This window comes from Streptomyces sp. NPDC029169, assembly GCF_055563935.1.
The window spans coordinates 84,771-104,892 of the sequence record NZ_JBVHXA010000012.1 but is presented as its reverse complement, the minus strand read 5'-3'; the positions used below and the strand labels follow the sequence as shown (position 1 = coordinate 104,892).

The 20,122-nt window shown below is 71.3% G+C and carries 19 protein-coding genes and 1 riboswitch; of the genes, 11 read left to right on the top strand and 8 right to left on the bottom strand.

Annotation, left to right across the window (positions count from 1 at the left end):
* Positions 1-17: 17 nt before the first annotated feature.
* Positions 18-1,430: a phytoene desaturase family protein gene (locus tag ACZ4VI_RS22445; RefSeq protein WP_468001676.1), complete on the top strand. Its 1,413-nt coding sequence runs from the start codon at positions 18-20 to the stop codon at positions 1,428-1,430.
* A gap of 6 nt (positions 1,431-1,436) precedes the next feature.
* Here the strand turns inward: ACZ4VI_RS22445 and ACZ4VI_RS22440 are convergent, their stop codons facing one another.
* From ACZ4VI_RS22440 to ACZ4VI_RS22420, 5 genes are all read right to left on the bottom strand, one after another.
* Positions 1,437-2,276 (bottom strand): hypothetical protein, encoded by an 840-nt coding sequence (locus tag ACZ4VI_RS22440; protein ID WP_468001674.1) that lies wholly within the window; start codon positions 2,274-2,276, stop codon positions 1,437-1,439.
* Positions 2,277-2,327: 51 nt separating this feature from the next.
* Entirely contained in the window at positions 2,328-3,245 is a 918-nt protein-coding gene (gene metF / locus ACZ4VI_RS22435; protein ID WP_468001672.1) for a methylenetetrahydrofolate reductase [NAD(P)H], read from the bottom strand.
* A gap of 177 nt (positions 3,246-3,422) precedes the next feature.
* Positions 3,423-4,091 carry a thiamine phosphate synthase gene (gene thiE / locus ACZ4VI_RS22430; RefSeq protein WP_468001670.1) on the bottom strand — a complete coding sequence of 223 codons (669 nt, stop codon included), beginning with the start codon at positions 4,089-4,091 and terminating at the stop codon, positions 3,423-3,425.
* A gap of 85 nt (positions 4,092-4,176) precedes the next feature.
* A complete protein-coding gene (locus ACZ4VI_RS22425; RefSeq protein WP_158986532.1) occupies positions 4,177-4,542 on the bottom strand; it encodes an Rv2175c family DNA-binding protein in 366 nt (121 codons plus the stop codon).
* A gap of 44 nt (positions 4,543-4,586) precedes the next feature.
* Complete coding sequence (locus ACZ4VI_RS22420; protein WP_468001668.1) at positions 4,587-5,801, bottom strand: NAD(P)/FAD-dependent oxidoreductase; 1,215 nt, start codon at positions 5,799-5,801, stop codon at positions 4,587-4,589.
* A 177-nt stretch (positions 5,802-5,978) separates the two neighbouring features.
* Positions 5,979-6,091, top strand: a riboswitch (TPP riboswitch).
* Between ACZ4VI_RS22420 and thiO the strand changes: the two genes are divergently transcribed.
* The 6 genes from thiO (at position 6,089) to ACZ4VI_RS22390 (ending at position 11,946) form a co-directional block, all read left to right on the top strand.
* A complete protein-coding gene (gene thiO, locus ACZ4VI_RS22415) occupies positions 6,089-7,264 on the top strand; it encodes a glycine oxidase ThiO (RefSeq protein ID WP_468001666.1) in 1,176 nt (391 codons plus the stop codon). It overlaps the preceding riboswitch by 3 nt.
* Entirely contained in the window at positions 7,261-7,473 is a 213-nt protein-coding gene (gene thiS, locus ACZ4VI_RS22410; RefSeq protein WP_468001664.1) for a sulfur carrier protein ThiS, read from the top strand. Before thiO ends, thiS begins: the two co-directional genes overlap by 4 nt.
* 5 nt (positions 7,474-7,478) lie before the next feature.
* Entirely contained in the window at positions 7,479-8,273 is a 795-nt protein-coding gene (locus ACZ4VI_RS22405) for a thiazole synthase (RefSeq protein ID WP_468001662.1), read from the top strand.
* 182 nt (positions 8,274-8,455) lie between these two features.
* Entirely contained in the window at positions 8,456-10,375 is a 1,920-nt protein-coding gene (gene pknB / locus ACZ4VI_RS22400) for a Stk1 family PASTA domain-containing Ser/Thr kinase (RefSeq protein ID WP_468001660.1), read from the top strand.
* Between the two features lie 6 nt (positions 10,376-10,381).
* Positions 10,382-11,233 carry a deoxyribonuclease IV gene (locus ACZ4VI_RS22395; RefSeq protein WP_468001658.1) on the top strand — a complete coding sequence of 284 codons (852 nt, stop codon included), beginning with the start codon at positions 10,382-10,384 and terminating at the stop codon, positions 11,231-11,233.
* Between the two features lie 83 nt (positions 11,234-11,316).
* Positions 11,317-11,946, top strand: coding sequence for a DUF4396 domain-containing protein (locus ACZ4VI_RS22390; RefSeq protein ID WP_468001657.1), 630 nt, complete (start codon positions 11,317-11,319; stop codon positions 11,944-11,946).
* 35 nt (positions 11,947-11,981) lie between these two features.
* Here the strand turns inward: ACZ4VI_RS22390 and ACZ4VI_RS22385 are convergent, their stop codons facing one another.
* Positions 11,982-12,614 (bottom strand): sulfite oxidase-like oxidoreductase, encoded by a 633-nt coding sequence (locus tag ACZ4VI_RS22385; RefSeq protein ID WP_468001655.1) that lies wholly within the window; start codon positions 12,612-12,614, stop codon positions 11,982-11,984.
* A gap of 176 nt (positions 12,615-12,790) precedes the next feature.
* Between ACZ4VI_RS22385 and bfr the strand changes: the two genes are divergently transcribed.
* Entirely contained in the window at positions 12,791-13,267 is a 477-nt protein-coding gene (gene bfr, locus ACZ4VI_RS22380) for a bacterioferritin (RefSeq protein WP_468001654.1), read from the top strand.
* Positions 13,268-13,272: 5 nt separating this feature from the next.
* Here the strand turns inward: bfr and ACZ4VI_RS22375 are convergent, their stop codons facing one another.
* Both ACZ4VI_RS22375 and ACZ4VI_RS22370 read right to left on the bottom strand, forming a co-directional pair.
* On the bottom strand, positions 13,273-13,530 hold the full coding sequence (locus ACZ4VI_RS22375; protein WP_468001652.1) for a (2Fe-2S)-binding protein: 258 nt from the start codon (positions 13,528-13,530) through the stop codon (positions 13,273-13,275).
* Positions 13,531-13,668: 138 nt separating this feature from the next.
* On the bottom strand, positions 13,669-15,018 hold the full coding sequence (locus tag ACZ4VI_RS22370; RefSeq protein ID WP_468001650.1) for a class II 3-deoxy-7-phosphoheptulonate synthase: 1,350 nt from the start codon (positions 15,016-15,018) through the stop codon (positions 13,669-13,671).
* A 166-nt stretch (positions 15,019-15,184) separates the two neighbouring features.
* On the opposite strand from ACZ4VI_RS22370, the gene ACZ4VI_RS22365 reads away from it, so the two are divergent.
* The 3 genes from ACZ4VI_RS22365 (at position 15,185) to ACZ4VI_RS22355 (ending at position 20,114) form a co-directional block, all read left to right on the top strand.
* Positions 15,185-17,995, top strand: a complete 2,811-nt coding sequence (locus ACZ4VI_RS22365; RefSeq protein ID WP_468001648.1) for an N-acetylmuramoyl-L-alanine amidase — start codon at positions 15,185-15,187, stop codon at positions 17,993-17,995.
* Between the two features lie 90 nt (positions 17,996-18,085).
* On the top strand, positions 18,086-18,142 hold the full coding sequence (locus ACZ4VI_RS22360) for a trp operon leader peptide (protein WP_071528813.1): 57 nt from the start codon (positions 18,086-18,088) through the stop codon (positions 18,140-18,142).
* 100 nt (positions 18,143-18,242) lie between these two features.
* Entirely contained in the window at positions 18,243-20,114 is a 1,872-nt protein-coding gene (locus ACZ4VI_RS22355) for an anthranilate synthase family protein (protein ID WP_468001646.1), read from the top strand.
* The last annotated feature ends 8 nt before the right edge of the window (positions 20,115-20,122 follow it).

Genomic DNA, 20,122 nt, shown 5'->3' with positions numbered 1-20,122 from the left:
CCGATAGGGTCGCTGACATGGCACGGATTGTGGTGATCGGCGCGGGCATGGGCGCCATGGCGGCGGCCGCCCGGCTGGCCGTGGCGGGCCACCGGGTGACGGTGTACGAGCGCGGCGGGACGTACGGCGGTGCGGTGCGTCGCTTCGAGCGGGACGGGTTCGGCTTCGACACCGGCCCCGGGCTGCTGCATCTGCCCGCGGTCTACCGCGATCTGTTCGTCAAGACCGGCAAGGAGCCTCTGGAGGACTGCGTCGAGCTGACGCAGGTCGACCCGGCGAGCCGTCATGTCTTCGCCGACGGCACCCGCGTGGACCTGCCGAACGCCTCGCGGGCGGGCACGGTCTCCGCCCTGGACGCGGCGCTCGGGGCGGGCGCGGGCGAGCGCTGGGGCGACTTCCTGGTCCGGGCCCGCGAGGCCTGGGACCGCACGCGCCGTCCCCTCCTCGAAGAGCCGCAGCCGGCAGACACCGCGCCGCTCGCCCGTGAGCCGTACCCGGCGCTGAAGGCGGGGCTGCTGCGGCGCCCCACGACCACGCTGGCGCAGGTCGGCGCGCGGGAGCTGCGCGACCCCCGGCTCGTCGCGCTCCTCGACGCGTACGCCTGGGCGTACGGCTTCGATCCGGCCACCGCCCCCGCGTCCGCCGCCGTCCTGCCGTACATGGAGCAGACCTTCGGGAGTTGGTACGTGCGTGGTGGCATCCGGGCGCTCGCGGACGCGGTGTATCAGCGGTGCGTGAAGCGGCGGGTGGAGTTCGTCTTCGACGCGCCCGTCGTCGATGTGGTGGAGAAGGACGGCCGGGCGACGGGCATCCGGCTGGAGGGGGGCGACGTCATCGAGGCGGACCACGTCGTGGCGGGCGCGCCCGTCCCCGCGCTCTACCGGGACCATGTGGTCGCCCAGGGGGAAGAGCTTGACCTGACAGGCCGTTTGACGGTTTGTCTGGCCCTTCGCGGGGCCCGGGAGGCGGACGCGGCGCACCGCACGGTCGTCCACGCGAGCGGGGACCTGCCCACCGTGACCGTGCTGCGGCCGGACGATCCGGAGCTGCGCCCCGATGACGCGCACGAGTCGGTGACGGTCTCCGCGACGGTGCGGATCCACCCCGAGTACGACTGGGACGAGATCGCCGAGGAGATGGTCGCGGCGGCGGAGTCGGCCGTTCCGGGGCTCCGGGAGCGGTTGCTCTGGCAGCAGGTCCGTACCCCGGAGGACACGCTGCGGGAGACGGGCACCGCCGAGGTGCCCGGCCCCGCGCTCGCGGGCGGCCGGGGCGTGTTCCTCCCCGCGTCCAACCGCTCCCCGCTCCCCGGCCTGTACTTCGCCGGCGGCTGGTCCCACCCCGGGGGCGGGCTGGCCCACGCGGGCATGTCGGGCGCGCTGGTCGCGGGCCTCATCGTGGAGGGCGACAGCTTCCGCGGCTCCCAGTAACCGCGATCAGTACCGGTACTGCTGGTCGTTGCCGTAGCCGTAGTACTCCTGGCCCTGCGGCTCGTCGTCGCGCTGCTGCGGCACCCACACCCCGCCGGGCGGCGTGTCGTAGCTGTACGAGGGCGCGTACGGGTCCGCGTAGGGCTGCTGGCCCGCGGTGCCGTAGTCGTACGCGGCGTACTGCTGGCCGTCCGTGCTGGGGCCGATGTACGGGTCGGAGTAGGCGGCGTACTGCTGCTGGCCGGTGCCGTAGTCGTAGGCGGGCTGCTCGTACGCCGGCTGTTCGTAGCCGGGCTGCTGCCCGTAAGCAGGCGCTCCATAGCCGTCGTAGCCGTCATAGCCGCCGTACGCAGGCTGCGGGGTCTCGGGCTGGGCCTGGGCGTGGGCCTGGGAGTGGTCGTACGCGCCGGTGTAGACGCCGTACTGGCCGGTGTCCTCGGGCATCGGCTGGGGCTCGTAGACCGCGGTGGTCTCGGCGGGCGTGGGGTCGGCCGGCTCGTACTCGGCCGACTCGTAGGAGAGGTCGCTGACCTCCAGCGTGGGGCCGGTCTCGGCCGGCGGGGCCGACCTGCGGCGCCGGCTCGCGCCGGGGCTACCGCCGAGCGCCCAGCCCGTTGAGAAGCCGCGGCGGAAGGACAGGGTCACGTAGGTCTGACCGACGGCGAAGGCCACCGCGCCCACGATGATCAGCGCGACGGACGTCAGCAGAACGCCGAGCACGACCCCGAGGAAGCCGCCGAAGGCGAGGAGGCGCCAGCGCAGCCTCGCCTTGTACTGCAGGAGGACTTCACCCAGGAGCCACAACGCGACGACACCGAACGCGATGTAGAGGACCGTCCACCCCATGCCCGCCCCTCTCCTACGGCCACCGCCGCGGGTCTGGGGCGGGTACGCCGGTCACGACTGCACGTGCAGTCCGAGATTCTCGTAGATCTCCAGCGTCGCGGTGGAGTTGTTCAGCGTGATGAAGTGCAGTCCGGGGACACCCTCGGAGAGCAGACGTGCGCAGAACTCCGTCGCGAACTCGATGCCAATGGAGCGTACAGCGGCGGGATCGTCCTTGACGGCGAGGATGCGGTCTTTCACGGCGGCGGGGAAGAGCGCGTTGCTCAGCTGGGGCAGCCGGTCGAGGGTCTTCACGTTCACCACGGGCATGACTTCGGGGATGATCGGCGTCTCGCAGCCGGTCTTCACCACGCTGTCGCGCATCCGCAGATAGTTCTCGGGGTCGAAGAACATCTGGGTGATGGCGTAGTCCGCGCCGGCCCGGCACTTGTCCACGAAGTGACGGATGTCCGTGTCCCAGTCGACGGAGCGCGGGTGCATCTCGGGGAAGGCGGCGACGCCCACGCAGAAGTCGCCGGACTCCTTGATCAGCCGGACGAGGTCGGCGGCGTACCGGACGCCCTCGGGGTGCTCGATCCACTCACCGAGCGGGTCGCCGGGCGGGTCGCCGCGCAGCGCGAGCATGTTGCGGATGCCGGCGTCGGCGTACTGGCCCAGGACGTTGCGCAGCTCGGCGATCGAGTGGTCGACGGCGGTGAGGTGGGCGACGGGGGTGAGGGTGGTGTCGCCGGCGATCTTCTGGGTGGCCTTGACCGTGCCGCCGCGGGTGGAGCCGCCGGCGCCGTAGGTCACGGAGACGAAGCTCGGGCCGACCGCCTCGACGCGGCGCAGGGCGTTCCACAGGCTCCGCTCGCCCTTCTCGGTCCGGGGGGCGAAGAACTCGAAGGAGTACGAAGGCCTGCCGGAGGCGAGGATGTCGCGGACCGTTCGCGCGCGGTCCGAGCGGGTGGAGGCGGTTCCAAGGGCCATACCGGCAGGTTAGACGGGGTCCCACGGCCAACGAAGCGGTGTCCGGGTGATGGACACGTTTTTGGACAACATCCCAGAGGCGGGGCGGGATGCTCGGACGTTACGACAGTGCCGGCCTCGGACGTTTACGACAAGGCAGGCACCGGCCCAGCCGCAGGCCAGGCGCTCGCGGACGGCCTAGGCCAGGCGCTCGCGGACCCGCTTGGCCAGGCGGGCCGCCGCCGCGGCGGGGTCGTCGGCCTCGGTGATCGCCCGGACGACGACGATCCGGCGGGCGCCCGCGTCCAGGACCTCGTCCAGGTTCGTCTCGTCGATCCCGCCGATGGCGAACCAGGGCCGGTCCTGGCCCTGGGAGGCCTCCAGGTCGGCCGCGTACCGCACGAGGCCGAGGCCGGGTGCGTACCGCCCCGGCTTGGTCGGGGTGGGCCAGCAGGGGCCGGTGCAGAAGTAGTCCACGCCCGGCTCGGCGGCGGCCGCGGCCACCTCGGACTCGGCGTGGCAGGAGCGCCCGATCAACACCTCGTCGCCGAGGATCGCCCGGGCGGCGGGCACGGGCAGGTCGCCCTGGCCCAGGTGCAGCACGTCGGCGCCGATGGCGTGGGCGACGTCGGCCCGGTCGTTCACGGAGAGGAGCTTGCCGTGCCGGCGGCACGCCTCGGCGAAGACCGCGAGGTGCTCCAGCTCCTCGGCAGCCTCCATGCCCTTGTCGCGCAGCTGCACGATGTCCACGCCGGAGGAGAGCACGGCGTCGAGGAAGGCGGGGAGGTCACCCTGGCGCCTGCGGGCGTCCGTGCACAGGTAGAGCCGGGCGTCGGCGAGCTGCTCGCGAGGCGTGGGCGTGGGCATGCGTGGTTCCCCCCGTTGGGTGCGGTGGTCCCTGGGGGCCGGGCGGGCCCGGCCCCCAAGGGCCTCCTGTGGTGTCTTCGGTACGTCAGACGGCGAGCGCCTGGGCGCGGCGCTTCACCTCCGTGCCGCGATTCTCGCTGAGGGCCTGCGCGGGCGTGCCCGGCAGGGTCGGGTCAGGAGTGAAGAGCCACTCCAGCATCTCTTCGTCGGTGAAGCCGTCGTCCTTCAGGAGGGTCAGGGTGCCGGAGAGCCCCTTGACCACCTTGTCGCCGTCGATGAAAGCGGCGGGCACCTGAAGCGCCTTGTTCTCCCCACGGCGCACGGCGATGAGCTGGCCCTCCTTGACCAGCTGCCGCACGCGCGTCACCTCGACATCGAGCATTTCCGCGATGTCGGGGAGGTAGAGCCAGGCGGGGACGAGAGCATCGATTCTTGCGTCAATCTCGGTCACGTGGACAAGCCTGCCATCCCGGACTGACAGTCGGTAGTCGGGCCCTACAGGACTGCCGCCTTCAGGGGGACGGACGGGTCGGCGGCGCGCTCCGGGTCGAGCCGCGCGGCGGACTCGATCAGCTTGCGGCCCTGGGTCAGGTCGCGGGGGCGGCCGACGGCGAGCAGGGCGACCAGGACGCCCTCGCGCAGCCACAGCACGGACCAGGAGGGCTCGGCCGGGTCGCCGCGGTGCACCAGCCCGTCGGCGCCGGTGTGGTGTCCGGCGTACTGGACGAAGCGGCCGAACTGCTCGGACCAGAAGTACGGCACGGGGTCGTAGGGCTGGGGCGCCTCGCCGATGATGTCGGCGGCGACGGTCCGGGGGCCCTGGAGGGCGTTGTCCCAGTGGTGGACGAGGAGCCGGGCGCCGTAGCGGGCGGAGGGGAAGGAGGCGCAGTCGCCGACGGCGTACACGTCGGGGAGGGAGGTGCGCAGCCGGTCGTCGGCGGTGACGGAGCCGTCCGCGTCGAGGGCGATGCCGGAGCCGGCGAGCCAGCGGGTGGCGGGGCGGGCGCCGATGCCGACGACGACCGCGTCGGCGGGCAGCCGCCGGCCGTCGGCGAGGTGGACCGCACCGGGTTCGATCCGGTCCACGCGCGCGTGGGTGAGGAGTTCGGCGCCGCTCTCCGCGTACCAGCTGGTCATCGGGGCGGCGACCTCGGCGGGCAGCGCGCCGGCGAGCGGGCGGTCGGCGGCCTCGACGACGGTGACCGCGCACCCGGCCTCGCGCGCGGCGGTGGCGAACTCGGCGCCGATCCAGCCGGCGCCGACGACCACGATGTCGTGGCGCTGCTCCAGGACGGGCTTGAGGCGGGCGGCGTCGTCCAGGGTGCGCAGCAGATGGACCCCGGGGACGCCCTCGGTGCCGGGCAGGGTGACCGGTTCGGCGCCGGTGGCGAGGACCAGGACGTCGTACGGGACGGGCCCGGCCTCGGTGTCGATCTCGTGGTCGTCGGCGCGCAGGCCGGTCACGTCGAGGCCGAGGCGCAGCTCGATGGAGAGGGACTCGAAGTCGACGTCGAAGGCGGAGTCCTCGGCCTTGCCGAGGAGGACCGCCTTGGAGAGGGGCGGGCGGTCGTAGGGCTGGTGGGGCTCGGCCCCGATGAGGGTGACCGGTCCGGTGAAGCCCTGCTCGCGCAGGGCGACGGCGGTCTGGACCCCCGCCATCCCGGCGCCCACGACGACGACCCGCTGCTGTGCCTGCTTCTGCTCGCTCACCCGATCACCTTAACGATCTGACGCACCGTCAGGAAGGCGGCTGCTCCACGACGCCGGCGCCGGAGCCCTCCCGGGACTCCCCTGCCCAGCTCTCCTCCCGCCGAACGCGCCCCGTCGGGCCACGGCGGAGGCTCCCTTACTGGGCGTCGGAGGCGGGGGTTAGTCTGACCGTCAACGTAGAGCACTCGCGGGAGCCCGGACGCACCGGGCTGAGAGGGAGGCTGGCCGGCCTCCGACCGTACGAACCTGATCCGGGTCATGCCGGCGAAGGGAGGGGCTGGACGCCCATGTCGCGTACATGCAGTACATGCAGTACATCTGACGTTCTCGTCATCGGGGGCGGAATCATCGGCCTGGTCACGGCCTGGCGGGCCGCGCAGCGCGGGCTGAGCACCGCGGTCGTGGACCCAGAGCCGGGCGGCGGGGCCGCCCGGGTGGCTGCCGGGATGCTGGCCGCCGTCACCGAACTGCACTACGGCGAGGAGACGCTGCTCGCCCTCAACCTCGCCTCCGCGCGCCGCTATCCGGAGTTCGTCGCCGAGCTGACGGACGCCACCGGTCACGACGTCGGCTACCGCGCCTGCGGCACGCTCGCCGTCGCGCTCGACGCCGACGACCGGGCGCATCTGCGCGAATTGCACGCCCTTCAGGTCCGCAGCGGCCTGGAGTCGGAGTGGCTCAGCGGGCGCGACTGCCGCCGCCTGGAGCCGATGCTGGCCCCGGGCGTGCGCGGCGGACTGCGGGTCGACGGGGACCACCAGGTCGACCCGCGGCGGCTCGCGGCCGCCCTCGTCACCGCCTGCGAACGGGCCGGGGTGATCTTCCACCGGGCCCGCGCCGAGCGGCTGACGGTGGTACGGGACCGGGCGGCGGGCGTCGTGCTCGCGGACGGGGGCGCGCTGGAGGCCGACCAGGTCGTGCTCGCCGCGGGCAGCCTCAGCGGGCGGCTCGCGGGCGTACCCGACGAGGTCCTGCCTCCCGTACGGCCCGTCAAGGGACAGGTGCTGCGGCTCACCGTGCCGCCCGCGTTCGCGCCGTTCCTGTCCCGGACCGTCCGGGCCGTCGTCCGCGGCAGCCACGTCTATCTGGTGCCGCGCGAGAACGGCGAGCTGGTGGTCGGCGCGACCAGCGAGGAGCTGGGCTGGGACACCACCGTCACGGCGGGCGGCGTCTACGAGCTGCTGCGCGACGCCCACGAACTCGTACCGGGCCTCACCGAGCTGCCGCTCACCGAGACGCGGGCGGGTCTGCGGCCCGCGTCGCCGGACAACGCGCCGCTGCTCGGCCCGACCGCGCTGCCCGGCCTCCAGCTGGCCACCGGGCACTACCGCAACGGGGTCCTGCTCACCCCGGTCACCGGCGACGTCATGGCCGCTCTCCTCACCACCGGCGTGCTTCCGGACGAGGCCCGCCCCTTCACTCCCCGCCGCTTCTCCCCCGTCCGTCAGGAGCAGCCCGCATGACCCTCTCCCTGAACGTCTCCGTCAACGGCGAGGCCCGTGTCCTCGCCGGGCCCACGACCCTCGACGCCCTGGTGGCGACGCTGACGGCCGCCCCCTCGGGCGTGGCCGCGGCCGTCAACGAGACCGTCGTGCCGCGCGGCCAGTGGTCCGCGACCGTCCTCGGCGAGGGCGACCGGGTCGAGGTCCTCACCGCCGTACAGGGAGGCTGAGCGCGATGTCCGACGACACCCTCCTCCTCGGCGGTACGGAGTTCTCCTCCCGGCTGATCATGGGAACGGGCGGGGCCCCGAGCCTGGACGTCCTCGAACGCGCGCTGGCCGTCAGCGGTACGGAGCTCACGACCGTCGCCATGCGGCGCCTGGACCCGACCGTGCGGGGCTCGGTCCTGTCCGTCCTGAACCGGCTCTCGATCCGCGTCCTGCCGAACACGGCGGGCTGCTTCACGGCGGGCGAGGCGGTCCTGACCGCGCGCCTGGCCCGCGAGGCGCTCGGCACCGACTGGATCAAGCTGGAGGTCATCGCCGACGAGCGGACCCTGCTGCCGGACCCGGTCGAGACGCTCGACGCGGCGGAGGCGCTGGTGGACGACGGCTTCACGGTCCTGCCGTACACCAGCGACGACCCGGTCCTCGCGCAGAAGCTGGAGGACGTCGGGTGTGCGGCGATCATGCCGCTGGGCTCGCCGATCGGCTCCGGGCTCGGGATCCGCAACCCGCACAACTTCCAGCTGATCGTGGAGCGCGCGGGCGTGCCGGTGATCCTGGACGCGGGGGCCGGGACGGCCTCGGACGTCGCGCTCGCGATGGAGCTGGGGTGCTCGGCGGTCATGCTGGCCTCCGCGGTGACGCGGGCGCAGGACCCGGTGCTGATGGCCGAGGGCATGCGCCACGCGGTGGAAGCGGGCCGCCTGGCCCACCGGGCGGGCCGGATCCCCCGCCGCCACTTCGCGGAGGCCTCCTCCCCGACGGAGGGCCGCGCAGCCCTGGACCCGGAACGCCCGGCGTTCTGACCCCACTCCGTTGTGGGCATTCGTTCCGCTGGGGCGGAACGGGTGGGCACAACGGAACGGCGCCCTTGCGGGCGCCTCCGCCTCGCCCCCCCCGGCACCCACGGAGCCGCTGCCCGTCACAGGTGGGCTGCAGTCCGGGGGGACGGGCCGAGGCGGCCGTCCGGGCTCGTAAACTCAGGGCCGTGGACACGACCCTTCAGGACCCCCTCGTCGGGCAGCTGCTCGACGGCCGCTACCGCGTCGACGCGCGCATCGCCGTCGGCGGGATGGCCACGGTCTACCGGGCCGTCGACATCCGCCTCGACCGGGTGCTCGCGCTCAAGGTGATGCACCCGGCCCTCGCCGCCGACGCCACGTTCGTCGAGCGTTTCATCCGTGAGGCGAAGTCCGTCGCCCGGCTCTCGCACCCCAACGTCGTCGGCGTCTTCGACCAGGGCGCGGACGGCGCGTACGTCTACCTCGCCATGGAGTACGTCGCCGGGTGCACCCTGCGCGACGTGCTGCGCGAGCGCGGGGCGCTCCAGCCGCGGGCGGCGCTCGACATCCTGGAGCCCGTGCTCGCCGCGCTGGGCGCCGCGCACCGGGCCGGGTTCGTGCACCGGGACATGAAGCCGGAGAACGTCCTGATAGGGGACGACGGCCGCGTGAAAGTCGCCGACTTCGGTCTCGTACGGGCCGTCGGCTCGGCCACGAACACCACCGGCTCCGTTCTCGGCACCGTCTCGTACCTCGCCCCCGAGCAGATCGAGCACGGCACCGCGGACACCCGTGCCGACGTGTACGCCTGCGGTGTCGCCCTGTACGAGATGCTGACCGGCGGCAAGCCGCACTCAGGGGACACCCCCGCCCAGGTCCTCTTCCAGCACCTGAACACCGACGTCCCGGCCCCCTCGGCGGCCGTCCCCGGGCTCGCCCTCGAACTGGACGAGCTGGTGGCGAGCGCCACCGCCCGCAACCCGGACGTCCGCCCGCACGACGCCGTCGCGCTGCTCGCGCAGACCCGGGACGCGCGGGCCGCGCTCGGGGACGAGCAGCTGGACGCCGTACCGCCACAGGCGCACCCCGAGGACCGCACGGGGTCCGAGGACCGGACCAGCGTGATCCCCCGGGCCCTGCCCGCGGAGGCCCGGCAGGCGCACACCGTGCAGCACACCAGCCGGCTGGCCGTGCCGCCGCCCGATTCGGGGCCACAGCGCCGGAACGGCGGCAAAAGCCGACCACGCGGGCCGCTCCTGATCGTCGCCGCCGTCCTGCTCGCCCTCGGACTCGGGGCGGGCGTCTGGTACATCAATTCCGGCCAGTTCACCCGCGTCCCGGCCGTCCTCGGCCGGTCGGAGGCCGAGGCGACGAAGCGGCTCCAGGACGCGGGGCTCGAGGTCGGCGCGACGAAGCGGGCGTTCAGCGAGGCGTACGAGCGCGGCACGGTCATGGCCACCGACCCCGCCTCCGGCGCGCGGATCCGGGGCAACGGCACGGTCACGCTCACGATCTCCCGGGGCCCCGAGATCGTGAAGGTCCCGAACCTCAAGGGGAAGCCGCTGGCGGAGGCCAAGCGGCTCCTGGCCGAGGAGGGCCTGGCCGCCGGAGTGATCACCCGCGCGTTCAGCCAGGACATCGCGCAGGGCGCCGTGATCAGCTCCGACCCCGAGCCCGGCACCGAGCGCAGCCCGGACTCGGCCGTGGCGCTCGTCGTCAGCAAGGGCCGCCCGATCGACGTCCCGGACGTGGCCGGCGAGACGGTGGCCGACGCCACCAGCACGCTTCAGGACGCCGGGCTCACCGTCGAGATCGCGAGCGAGCAGATCCACTCCGCCGAGGAGGCCGGCACGATCGCGGCCCAGTCCCTCGCGGAGGGCAGCCGCGCCGCGAAGGGCGACCGGATCGTCCTCACCCTCTCCAAGGGCCCGCGGATGATCGAGGTCCCGGACGTGACCGGCGAGTCGACCGACGCCGCGCGCGCGAAGCTGGAAGGGGCGGGCTTCGAGGTGAAGGTCGAGAAGACCTTCCCCTTCCTCGGCGACAAGGTCTCCGGCCAGTCGGTCGAGGGCGGCAGCACGGCCCCCGAGGGCTCCACCATCACCATCACGATCAAGGGACTGTAGAGACTCATGCGCAACCCCGTCGGCGGCCATGTCCCCGTGGCCGGCGGCCTCGCCACGGTCGGTCTGGGCTACGCCCGTGACCTGGGCGCGGAGACGGTCCAGGTCTTCGTGGCCAATCCGCGCGGCTGGGCCACCCCACCGGGCAACCCGGCGCAGGACGAGCTGTTCCGCGCCGCGTGCGAGGCCGAGTCCCTGTCGGCCTGGGTCCACGCCCCGTACCTGATCAACTTCGGCTCCCACACCGAGGCCACCGTCGAGAAGTCGGTCGAGTCACTGCGGCACTCGCTGCGGCGGGGGCGGGAGATCGGGGCGAAGGGCGTGGTGGTGCACACCGGTTCGGCGACCGGCGGCCGTCCGCGCGCTGAGGCGCTGGCGCAGGTACGGGAGCGGATGCGGCCGTTGCTCGACGAGCTGACGCACCCGGACGACCCGTTCCTGCTCCTGGAGTCGACGGCCGGGCAGGGCTCCTCGCTCTGCTCGCGCGCCGAGGACTTCGGCCCGTACTTCGAGGCCCTCGACCGCCATCCCAAGCTCGGGATCTGCCTCGACACCTGCCACATCTTCGCGGCGGGCCACGATCTGACCGGGCCGCACGGCATGACGCAGATGCTCGACCAGCTGGTGGCGACCGTGGGCGAGGGCCGGCTGAAACTGATCCACGCCAATGACTCCAAGGACGTCGTCGGCGCGCACAAGGACCGGCACGCGAACATCGGGGCGGGCCACATCGGCGAGGAGCCGTTCCGGGAACTCATGAGGCACCACGCGACCGACGGCGTACCGTTGATCATCGAGACGCCGGGCGGGAAGGAAGGCCACACTGCGGACGTGGAGAGGCTGAAGAAGCTCAGGGGCTGACAATTCCATTGAGGAATACCCCCAGGGGGTATACGGTTCCGGTGAGAGACAGCAGGAGCCGATACCGGTCACTGGGGGACCCCATGCAGCACGAAGCGCACGCCCACCACGACACCGAGCACGAGGGTCACGCCGGCCACGAGGGTCACGTGGGCCACCAGGCTCACGTGGGCCACGCCGACCACGGCAGCCACGCAGGCCACGGCACCCACGAAGGCCACACCAACCACACCGACCACGCGGGCCACGAAGGCCACCACGGCCACACCCCCGGCCCGGTCAGCTGGTCCATGGCGATGAAGGCCACTCTGCACTGCCTCACCGGATGCGCCATCGGCGAGATCCTCGGCATGATCATCGGCACCGCGCTCGCCTGGGGCAACGCCCCGACGATGGTCCTCGCCATCGCCCTGGCCTTCTTCTTCGGCTACTCGCTGACCCTGTGGGCGGTCGTCCGTGCCGGACTGAGCATGAAGGCCGCCATCGGCGTCGCGCTCGCCGCCGACACCCTCTCCATCACCGTCATGGAGATCGTCGACAACGGAGTCCTGCTGCTGGTGCCGGGAGCCATGGACGCGCACCTCTCGGACGCGCTCTTCTGGGGCGCCCTGGCCTTCGCCTTCCTGGTCGCCTTCCTGATCACCACACCCGTCAACAAGTGGATGATCGGCCGCGGCAAGGGCCACGCGGTGGTCCACCAGTACCACCACTGAGCCGTACGGGGCTGAGCCGTACGGAGTACCAGGAGTCAGAGCTCGGGGCCGTCCCCGGGCTCTTCCTGGTACGAGTACCGCTGCTCCTTCCAGGGATCGCCGATGTTGTGATAGCCGCGCTCCTCCCAGAAGCCGCGGCGATCGGCGGTCATGTACTCCACGCCCCGGACCCACTTGGGCCCCTTCCAGGCGTACAGATGCGGCACCACGAGCCGCAGCGGGAAGCCGTGCTCGGCGGTGAGCAGCTCACCGTCCTTGTGGGTGGCGAAGATCGTGCGCTCCGCGGCGAAGTCGGAGAGCCGCAGGTTCGCGCTGAAGCCGTACTCGGCCCAGACCATCACATGCGTGACATTGGCGGCCGGCGGGGCCAGCTCCAGGATCGTCCGGGCGGGCACCCCACCCCATTCGGCCCCGAGCATGCTGAATTTCGTGACGCAGTGGAGATCGGCCTCGACCGTGGCGAACGGAAGCGCCGAGAACTCCTCGTGGTTCCAGCAGTGCTTCTCGCCGTCCGCCGTCGCCCCGAAGACCCGGAACTCCCAGCGGTCGGGCTTGAACTTGGGGACGGGGCCGTAGTGGGTGACCGGCCAGCCGCGCTGCAGCCGCTGCCCCGGCGGAAGATCCGACTCCCCTGCTTCCCGGTATACCCCGCTCTCCGGCTGACCCATGTCATCCATGGTGACAGACCGCGAGGGGTGGTCATGACCAGCCAACCTCGCACTTCAGCTCGATTCGGGGCAACTCCCACTAAGCCTGTACTTACTGGACGGCCCTCATCCGCGGTGCAAGGATGCGGCCATCCTGCCCAGTCACGGCGTAGACATGCGTGGAAGGAGCCTCTGCGATGCAGGGCGACCCCGAGGTCCTCGAGTTCCTCAACGAGCAGCTGACCGGCGAGCTGACGGCCATCAACCAGTACTGGCTGCACTACCGCATCCAGGACAACAAGGGCTGGACCAAGCTCGCCAAGTACACCCGCGAAGAGTCCATCGATGAGATGAAGCACGCGGACAAGATCACCGAGCGCATCCTGCTGCTGGAAGGCCTGCCGAACTACCAGCGGCTCTTCCACGTGCGGGTGGGCCAGACGGTCAAGGAGATGTTCGAGGCGGACCGCCAGGTGGAGGTCGAGGCGATCGACCGCCTCAAGCGCGGCATCGACGTCATGCGGTCCAAGGGCGATATCACCTCGGCGAACCTCTTCGAGGAGATCCTGGCCGACGAGGAGCACCACATCGACTACCTCGACACCCAGCTGGAGCTGATCGAGAACCTCGGCGAGGCGCTCTACATCTCGACGCTGATCGAGCAGCCGAGCTAGGCGAGTCAGGCAGCTTCGGAGAGATCCTCGGACAGATCCTCAGGATCCGAGGTGAGCGCGGGCAGCCCCTGGTCCAGGAGCTCCCGCCGCGGGCAGTTGCCGCGCCCGAGAATGGCCTGAATACGTCGTACGCACGAGCCGCAGTCGGTTCCGGCCTTACAGGCCGAGGCGATCTGGCGAGGCGTGCAGGCGCCCGCGTCCGCGTGCTCCTTGACCTGCTTCTCCGTGACACCGAAGCATGAGCAGACGTACACGCGGTTCACCTCCCGCCGAGATCGATAAGGCTAACCTAACCTTACCCGGCACCTACGAGGCCCAAAAGCCCTCGATACGACGATGGGGCGCGGATCACATGGATCCGCGCCCCACAGTCGTAGGAAGCTACCTACTGATCACGCCTGCTAGTCGCGGTAGAGCTCCGCCACCAGGAACGCCAGGTCCAGCGACTGGCTGCGGTTGAGCCGCGGGTCGCAGGCCGTCTCGTAGCGCTGGTGCAGGTCGTCGACGAAGATCTCGTCGCCGCCGCCCACGCACTCGGTGACGTCGTCACCGGTGAGCTCGACGTGGATGCCGCCCGGGTGCGTACCGAGGCTCTTGTGCACCTCGAAGAAGCCCTTGACCTCGTCGAGCACGTCGTCGAAGCGGCGGGTCTTGTGGCCGGAGGCCGCCTCGAAGGTGTTGCCGTGCATCGGGTCGGTGACCCAGGCGACGGTCGCGCCGGAGGCGGTGACCTTCTCGACCAGCTCCGGGAGCTTGTCCCGGACCTTGTCGGCGCCCATGCGGACGATGAAGGTCAGCCGGCCGGGCTCACGGTCCGGGTCGAGCCGGTCGATGTACGTCAGCGCCTCGTCGACCGTGGTCGTCGGGCCGAGCTTGATGCCGATCGGGTTCGCGATCTGCGAGGCGAACTCGATGTGGGCGTGGTCGAGCTGGCGGGTGCGCTCACCGATCCAGACCATGTGGCCGGAGGTGTCGTACAGCTTGCCGGTGCGCGAGTCCGTACGGGTGAGGGCGCCCTCGTAGTCGAGCAGCAGCGCCTCGTGGGAGGCGTAGAACTCGACCGCGCGGAACTCGGCCGGGTCGGTGCCACAGGCCTTCATGAAGTTCAGCGCGTTGTCGATCTCGCGCGCGAGCTGCTCGTAGCGCTGGCCCGAGGGGGACGACTTCACGAAGTCCTGGTTCCAGGCGTGCACCTGGCGCAGGTCGGCGTAGCCGCCGGTGGTGAAGGCGCGCACGAGGTTGAGCGTGGAGGCGGACGCGTTGTACATCCGCTTCAGGCGCTCGGGGTCCGGGATGCGGGCCTTCTCGTTGAAGTCGAAGCCGTTGACGGAGTCGCCGCGGTACGTCGGCAGGGTCACGCCGTCGCGGGTCTCTGTGCCCTTGGAGCGGGGCTTGGAGTACTGCCCCGCGATCCGGCCAACCTTGACGACGGGCACGGAGGCCGCGTACGTCAGGACGGCGCTCATCTGGAGCAGCGTCTTGAGCTTGGCACGGATGTGGTCGGCGGACACGGCGTCGAAGGCCTCGGCGCAGTCGCCGCCCTGGAGCAGGAACGCCTCGCCACGGGCGACGGCTCCCATACGGGCGCGCAGCTGATCGCACTCGCCCGCGAAGACGAGCGGCGGATACGACTCGAGGTCCGCGATCACATCGCGCAGAGCCTCGGCATCGGGGTACTCGGGCTGCTGCGCCGCGGGAAGGTCTCGCCAGGTGTTGCCACCGGTTGCGGTGGTCTTAGCGTTCACGGTCACAACCACCACATTACGGTGTCCGGCGCCGTGTCCATCGCGACGCCCAATGGCTGAGACGCGCGCCCGGATTGTCCGGTGGTGATCGTCACGCCTTCGAGTGGTGTTACCCTCACGCGCGTTTGAGCACTTTAAACATCTGAGGCCTAAATACTTCACAGGGGTGGGCGTGAGCCAAGGGCACCGCAGGGACCGCAAGAAGAGACGGCTGCTTTACGGTGCGGCGGCGGCTGTCGTCGCGACCGCGACGATCGGGACGATCGCCGTGGCGTCGCCGGGCATGCTGGGCTCGTCCGACAGCAAGGGGGGCGCGGACGCCTCGCTGCAGTCGCAGTTCGCGGCGGCGGCGGAGGAGTTCGACGTACCGCAGAGCGTGCTGATGGCGGTGTCGTACCGGCAGACGCGGTGGGAGTCGCACGACGGGCAGCCGAGCGTGACCGGCGCGTACAACGTCATGGGGCTGACGGACGTCGACCCGGAGGACATCGCGTCCGAGGAGCACGACGAGGAGGCCATCTCCCACTTCAACGGCAGCGGCAAGCCGGAGATCGAGAAGACCTTCGACCCCGCCAAGGTCAAGGCCATCCTGGACAAGGCCGCCGTCGACACCACCGACCCGCGGTTGCACACCGTGGACAAGGCCGCCGAGCTGATCGACAGCTCCGCCGAGGCTGTCCAGAACGACACCGCCGAGTCGATCCGGGCCGGTGCGGCGCTGCTCGCGGAGTACCAGAAGCAGGCCGGCGCCGAGCTGTCCGACGACCCGGGTGCCTGGTATCCGGCCGTCGCGCGCTACAGCGAGTCGCCCGACAGGAAGGGCGCCTACCTCTTCGCGAAGCGCGTCTTCGAGTCCATCAAGACGGGTGAGCGGGAGCTGACCCTGGACGGCGAGCAGGTCTCCCTGCCGGCCGACCCGTCGGTGGAGCCGGTCAAGCCGTCGAACGTGCCGCTGGCGGTGACCTTCGCCAGCACGACGGCAACGCCGACGCCCGAGTGCCCGTCGGGCCTGAACTGCAACTTCGTGCCGGTCCGCACGGATCCCGCGAACCCCAACAAGCGCAACTACACGCTCGCCGACCGCCCCAACCAGGGCGTCGACATCCGCCAGATCGTGATCCACGACACCGAGGGCGGCTACGACGGGTCGCTCGACGCACTCACCAACCCGAATGTCCCGGGCAGCGCCCACTACCTGATCCGCGCCTCGGACGGTCTGGTCACCCAGATGATCGAGAACAAGCACCTGGCGTGGCACGCGGGCAACTGGACCCACAACATGCACTCGATCGGCGTGGAGCACGAGGGCTTCGCCATCAAGGAGGGCAGCTGGTACACCGAGTCCCAGTACCAGTCCTCCGCCGATCTGGTGAAGTTCCTGGCCGCCAAGTACGGCGTGCCGCTGGACCGGGAGCACATCATCGGCCATGACGAGGTGGCGCTCCAGACGGACGCCGGCCTCAGCAAGCTCCACTGGGACGCGGGCCCGTACTGGGACTGGAACCACTACATGGCCCTCCTGGGCGCCCCGCAGGGCGACAAGGGCGCGGGCGGCCTGCTCAGCGCCGGCCAGGTGGTCCGCGTGGTGCCGCCGTTCACCACGGCGAACCAGCCGAAGCTGACCATCTCGCCGTGTGATTCCAGCGGCAATTGCACATCCGTGACTCCGCGGCCGTCGAACTTCGGCTACCTCTACACCCAGCCGTCGACCAGCTCGACGACCCTGACGGACCCGTACTTCTCGTCCGTCTGGTCCCAGGGCTCGAACTACGCGAACAAGGTCCGCGCCGGCGGCAGCTACGTCGTCGCCGAGGCCACGTACAACTGGACAGCGATCTGGTACGCGGGCAAGAAGGCCTGGTTCTACAACCCCGGCGGCCAGTACACCGTGCCGGTGAGCGGCGCCACGACCGTGAAGCTTGCGGCGGGGCTGACCTCGGCCAAGATCTACGGGCGCTCGTTCCCGGAGACCGCCGCGTACACCGCCGCGGGCCTGAACCCGCCGGGCGACGAGAACGCCTCCCTGACGAAGTTCTCCCTCGCCGCCGGTCATGCCTATGTGAAGGCCGGCCCCGCGGTGAAGGGCGACGACTGGTTCGGCTCCGCCCAGAAGAACGTCATCGGCAGCACGATGTTCGTGCCGATCCGCTTCCACCACAAGATCACCTGGGTGAAGCAGAGCGACATCGTGGAGGCGCCCGGCGCCGCCCCCGTCGCCGCGAACAACCGCTACAACCTGATCGCCCGCGATTCCTCCGGCACCCTGTGGCAGTACCAGGGCACCGGCAGCGGGAGTGCTCCCTTCCTCGACCGCTACCGCGTCGGCAGCGGCTGGCAGATCTACAACCTCGTCACCCCGATGACCGCCCTGCGCGCCGACGGCATCGGTGACGTCGTCGCCCGTGAGCAGAACGGCAACCTCTGGTACTACACGGGCAGCGGCAACCCCTCCTCGCCGTTCAAGACGCGGATCAAGGCCGGGACGGGCTGGCAGATCTACAACCAGGTGCACGGCGTCCGGGACGTCACGGGTGACGGCAAGGCCGATCTGATCGCGCGGGACTCGTCCGGTGCGCTGTGGCTGTACAACGGCACCGGCACCCCGAGCGCCCCGTTCGGGCCGCGGGTGAAGATCGGCACCGGGTGGCAGATCTACAACACGCTGGTCAGCACCGGTGACGTGACCGGAGACGGCAAGGCGGACCTGATCGCCCGCGAGCCGTCCGGCGCGCTGTGGCTGTACAACGGCACCGGCGTGGCGACCAAGCCGTACGGTCCGCGGGTGAAGATCGGCACGGGCTGGCAGATCTACAACACGATCGTGGGGCCGAGCGATCTGAACGGTGACGGCAGGGTGGACCTCGTCGCCCGCGACGGCGCCGGGACCCTGTGGTACTACAAGGGCACCGGCAGCGCCACCGGCCCGTTCAGCGCACGTACGAGCATCGGCAGCGGCTGGCAGATCTACAACCTGATCTTCTGATCCGTCCGAGCGCCCGAGGGGCCCGGCTCACACCGTCCACGGTGTGGAACCGGGCCCCTTGCGCGTGCCCGGCTGCGTTACAGTGCTCGCATGTTCGCGCACTCGACCCAGAACTGGTGGTGGACCGCTCATCCGGCGGCCCACTGACTGCGCGTACACCCAGACGACACGCGAAGGCCGCCCGAGGGGCGGCCTTCTCCCGTTTCACGGGGCCGTTCCTCTTCCACCCGGAAGGAACAGACCCCGTATGCACCTCTCCCGTCTCCTCGACGACTCCTGCCCGCCGTTCGCGCTGCTGCGCCGCCGCACCCCCGGTCGTGACCACGACACCGTCGAGGTGCTGATCGGCGCCGTCCACGAGGCCGGGCGGCTGGCCGAGCTGCCCGTCGGCGCCCTGCCGACCCTCGCCCTCGTGCCGTTCCGGCAGATCCGCGAGCGCGGCTTCGACGTCCGCGACGACGGCACGCCGCTCTCCGTGCTCGTCGCCGAGGAGGCGTACGAACTGCCGCTCGCCGCCGCGATGGAGCAGCTGCCCGCCCATGACGTACACGTCAGCAGCGGCTCGTTCGACGTGTCGGACGAGGCCTACGCCGAGACCGTGCGCCGCGTGATCGACGAGGAGATCGGCGCCGGTGAGGGTGCCAACTTCGTCATCCGCCGCACCTACACCGGCGAGATCCCGGGCTTCAGGCGCGCCGACGCCCTCGCCCTCTTCCGCCGTCTCCTCGCGGGCGAGCGGGGCGCGTACTGGACCTTCGTCGTCCACACCGGCGAGCGGACCCTGGTCGGGGCGAGCCCCGAGGTGCATGTGCGGATGGCCGGCGGGACGGTCGTGATGAACCCGATCAGCGGGACCTACCGCTACCCGGCCGGCGCCGCGCCCACCCCCGAGGACCTGCTGGCCTTCCTGGCCGACCGCAAGGAGACCGAGGAGCTCTCCATGGTGGTCGACGAGGAGCTCAAGATGATGTGCACGGTCGGCGACATGGGCGGGGTGGTGATCGGGCCGCGGCTCAAGGAGATGGCCCATCTCGCGCACACCGAGTACGAGTTGCGGGGCCGCTCGTCCCTCGACGTACGGGACGTGCTGCGGGAGACGATGTTCGCGGCGACGGTCACCGGCTCGCCGGTGCAGAACGCCTGCCGGGTCATCGAGCGGCACGAGTCCGGCGGCCGGGGCTACTACGCCGGGGCGCTGGCCCTGCTCGGCACAAACGAGAACGGCGTCCAGACCCTGGACTCCCCCATCCTCATCCGGACCGCCGACATCTCCGGCGACGGGGCGCTGCGCGTGCCGGTCGGCGCCACCCTGGTCCGGCACTCCGACCCGGCGGGCGAGGTCGCCGAGACGCACGCCAAGGCGGCGGGTGTCCTCGCGGCCCTGGGGGTACGGGAGGGGCGGCCGCGCGACGAGTCCCCGGTGGCGGCGCCCCGGCTCGCGGACGATCCGCGGGTGCGGGCGGCGCTGGACGCCCGGCGGGCCGACCTGGCGCCGTTCTGGCTGCGGATGCAGGTCCGTTCGGCGGAGCTGACCGGCCACGCGCTCGTGATCGACGCCGAGGACACCTTCACCGCGATGCTCGCGCACCTGCTGCGCTCCTCCGGCCTGGAGGTCTCGGTGGTCCGCTACGACGAGCCGGGGGTACGGGAGCTCGCGCTCGCCCACGACGGGCCGGTGGTGCTCGGCCCGGGGCCGGGGGATCCGTCGGACGCCGCCGATCCGAAGATGCGTTTCCTGCGCGGTCTCACGGCCGATCTCGTACGTGACCACCGGCAGGGCCTGCTCGGCGTCTGCCTCGGCCACGAGCTGATCGCGGCCGAACTGGGCCTGGAGATCGTCCGCAAGCGCACCCCGTTCCAGGGCGCGCAGGTGCGGATCGATCTCTTCGGGCAGGAGCAGACGGTCGGCTTCTACAACAGCTTCACGGCCCGCTGCGACGACCGGACCGCCACCGAACTCGCCCTGCACCGGATCGAGGTGAGCCGGGACGAGGAAACGTGCGAGGTCCACGCGCTGCGCGGGCCGGGCTTCGCGGGCGTGCAGTTCCACCCGGAGTCCGTGCTGACGATGGACGGCGCGGCCCTGACGGCCTCCCTGCTGGCGGGGGTGCTCGTCTAAGACTTGAT

Excerpts from the sequence above, each read along its gene's own strand:
- ACZ4VI_RS22445 (WP_468001676.1), top strand. The coding sequence starts at position 18 with ATGGCACGGATTGTGGTGATCGGCGCGGGCATGGGCGCCATGGCGGCG.
- ACZ4VI_RS22440 (WP_468001674.1), bottom strand. The coding sequence starts at position 2,276 with ATGGGGTGGACGGTCCTCTACATCGCGTTCGGTGTCGTCGCGTTGTGG.
- metF (WP_468001672.1), bottom strand. The coding sequence starts at position 3,245 with ATGGCCCTTGGAACCGCCTCCACCCGCTCGGACCGCGCGCGAACGGTC.
- thiE (WP_468001670.1), bottom strand. The coding sequence starts at position 4,091 with ATGCCCACGCCCACGCCTCGCGAGCAGCTCGCCGACGCCCGGCTCTAC.
- thiO (WP_468001666.1), top strand. The coding sequence starts at position 6,089 with ATGTCGCGTACATGCAGTACATGCAGTACATCTGACGTTCTCGTCATC.
- thiS (WP_468001664.1), top strand. The coding sequence starts at position 7,261 with ATGACCCTCTCCCTGAACGTCTCCGTCAACGGCGAGGCCCGTGTCCTC.
- ACZ4VI_RS22405 (WP_468001662.1), top strand. The coding sequence starts at position 7,479 with ATGTCCGACGACACCCTCCTCCTCGGCGGTACGGAGTTCTCCTCCCGG.
- ACZ4VI_RS22395 (WP_468001658.1), top strand. The coding sequence starts at position 10,382 with ATGCGCAACCCCGTCGGCGGCCATGTCCCCGTGGCCGGCGGCCTCGCC.
- ACZ4VI_RS22390 (WP_468001657.1), top strand. The coding sequence starts at position 11,317 with ATGCAGCACGAAGCGCACGCCCACCACGACACCGAGCACGAGGGTCAC.
- ACZ4VI_RS22385 (WP_468001655.1), bottom strand. The coding sequence starts at position 12,614 with ATGGGTCAGCCGGAGAGCGGGGTATACCGGGAAGCAGGGGAGTCGGAT.
- bfr (WP_468001654.1), top strand. The coding sequence starts at position 12,791 with ATGCAGGGCGACCCCGAGGTCCTCGAGTTCCTCAACGAGCAGCTGACC.
- ACZ4VI_RS22355 (WP_468001646.1), top strand. The coding sequence starts at position 18,243 with ATGCACCTCTCCCGTCTCCTCGACGACTCCTGCCCGCCGTTCGCGCTG.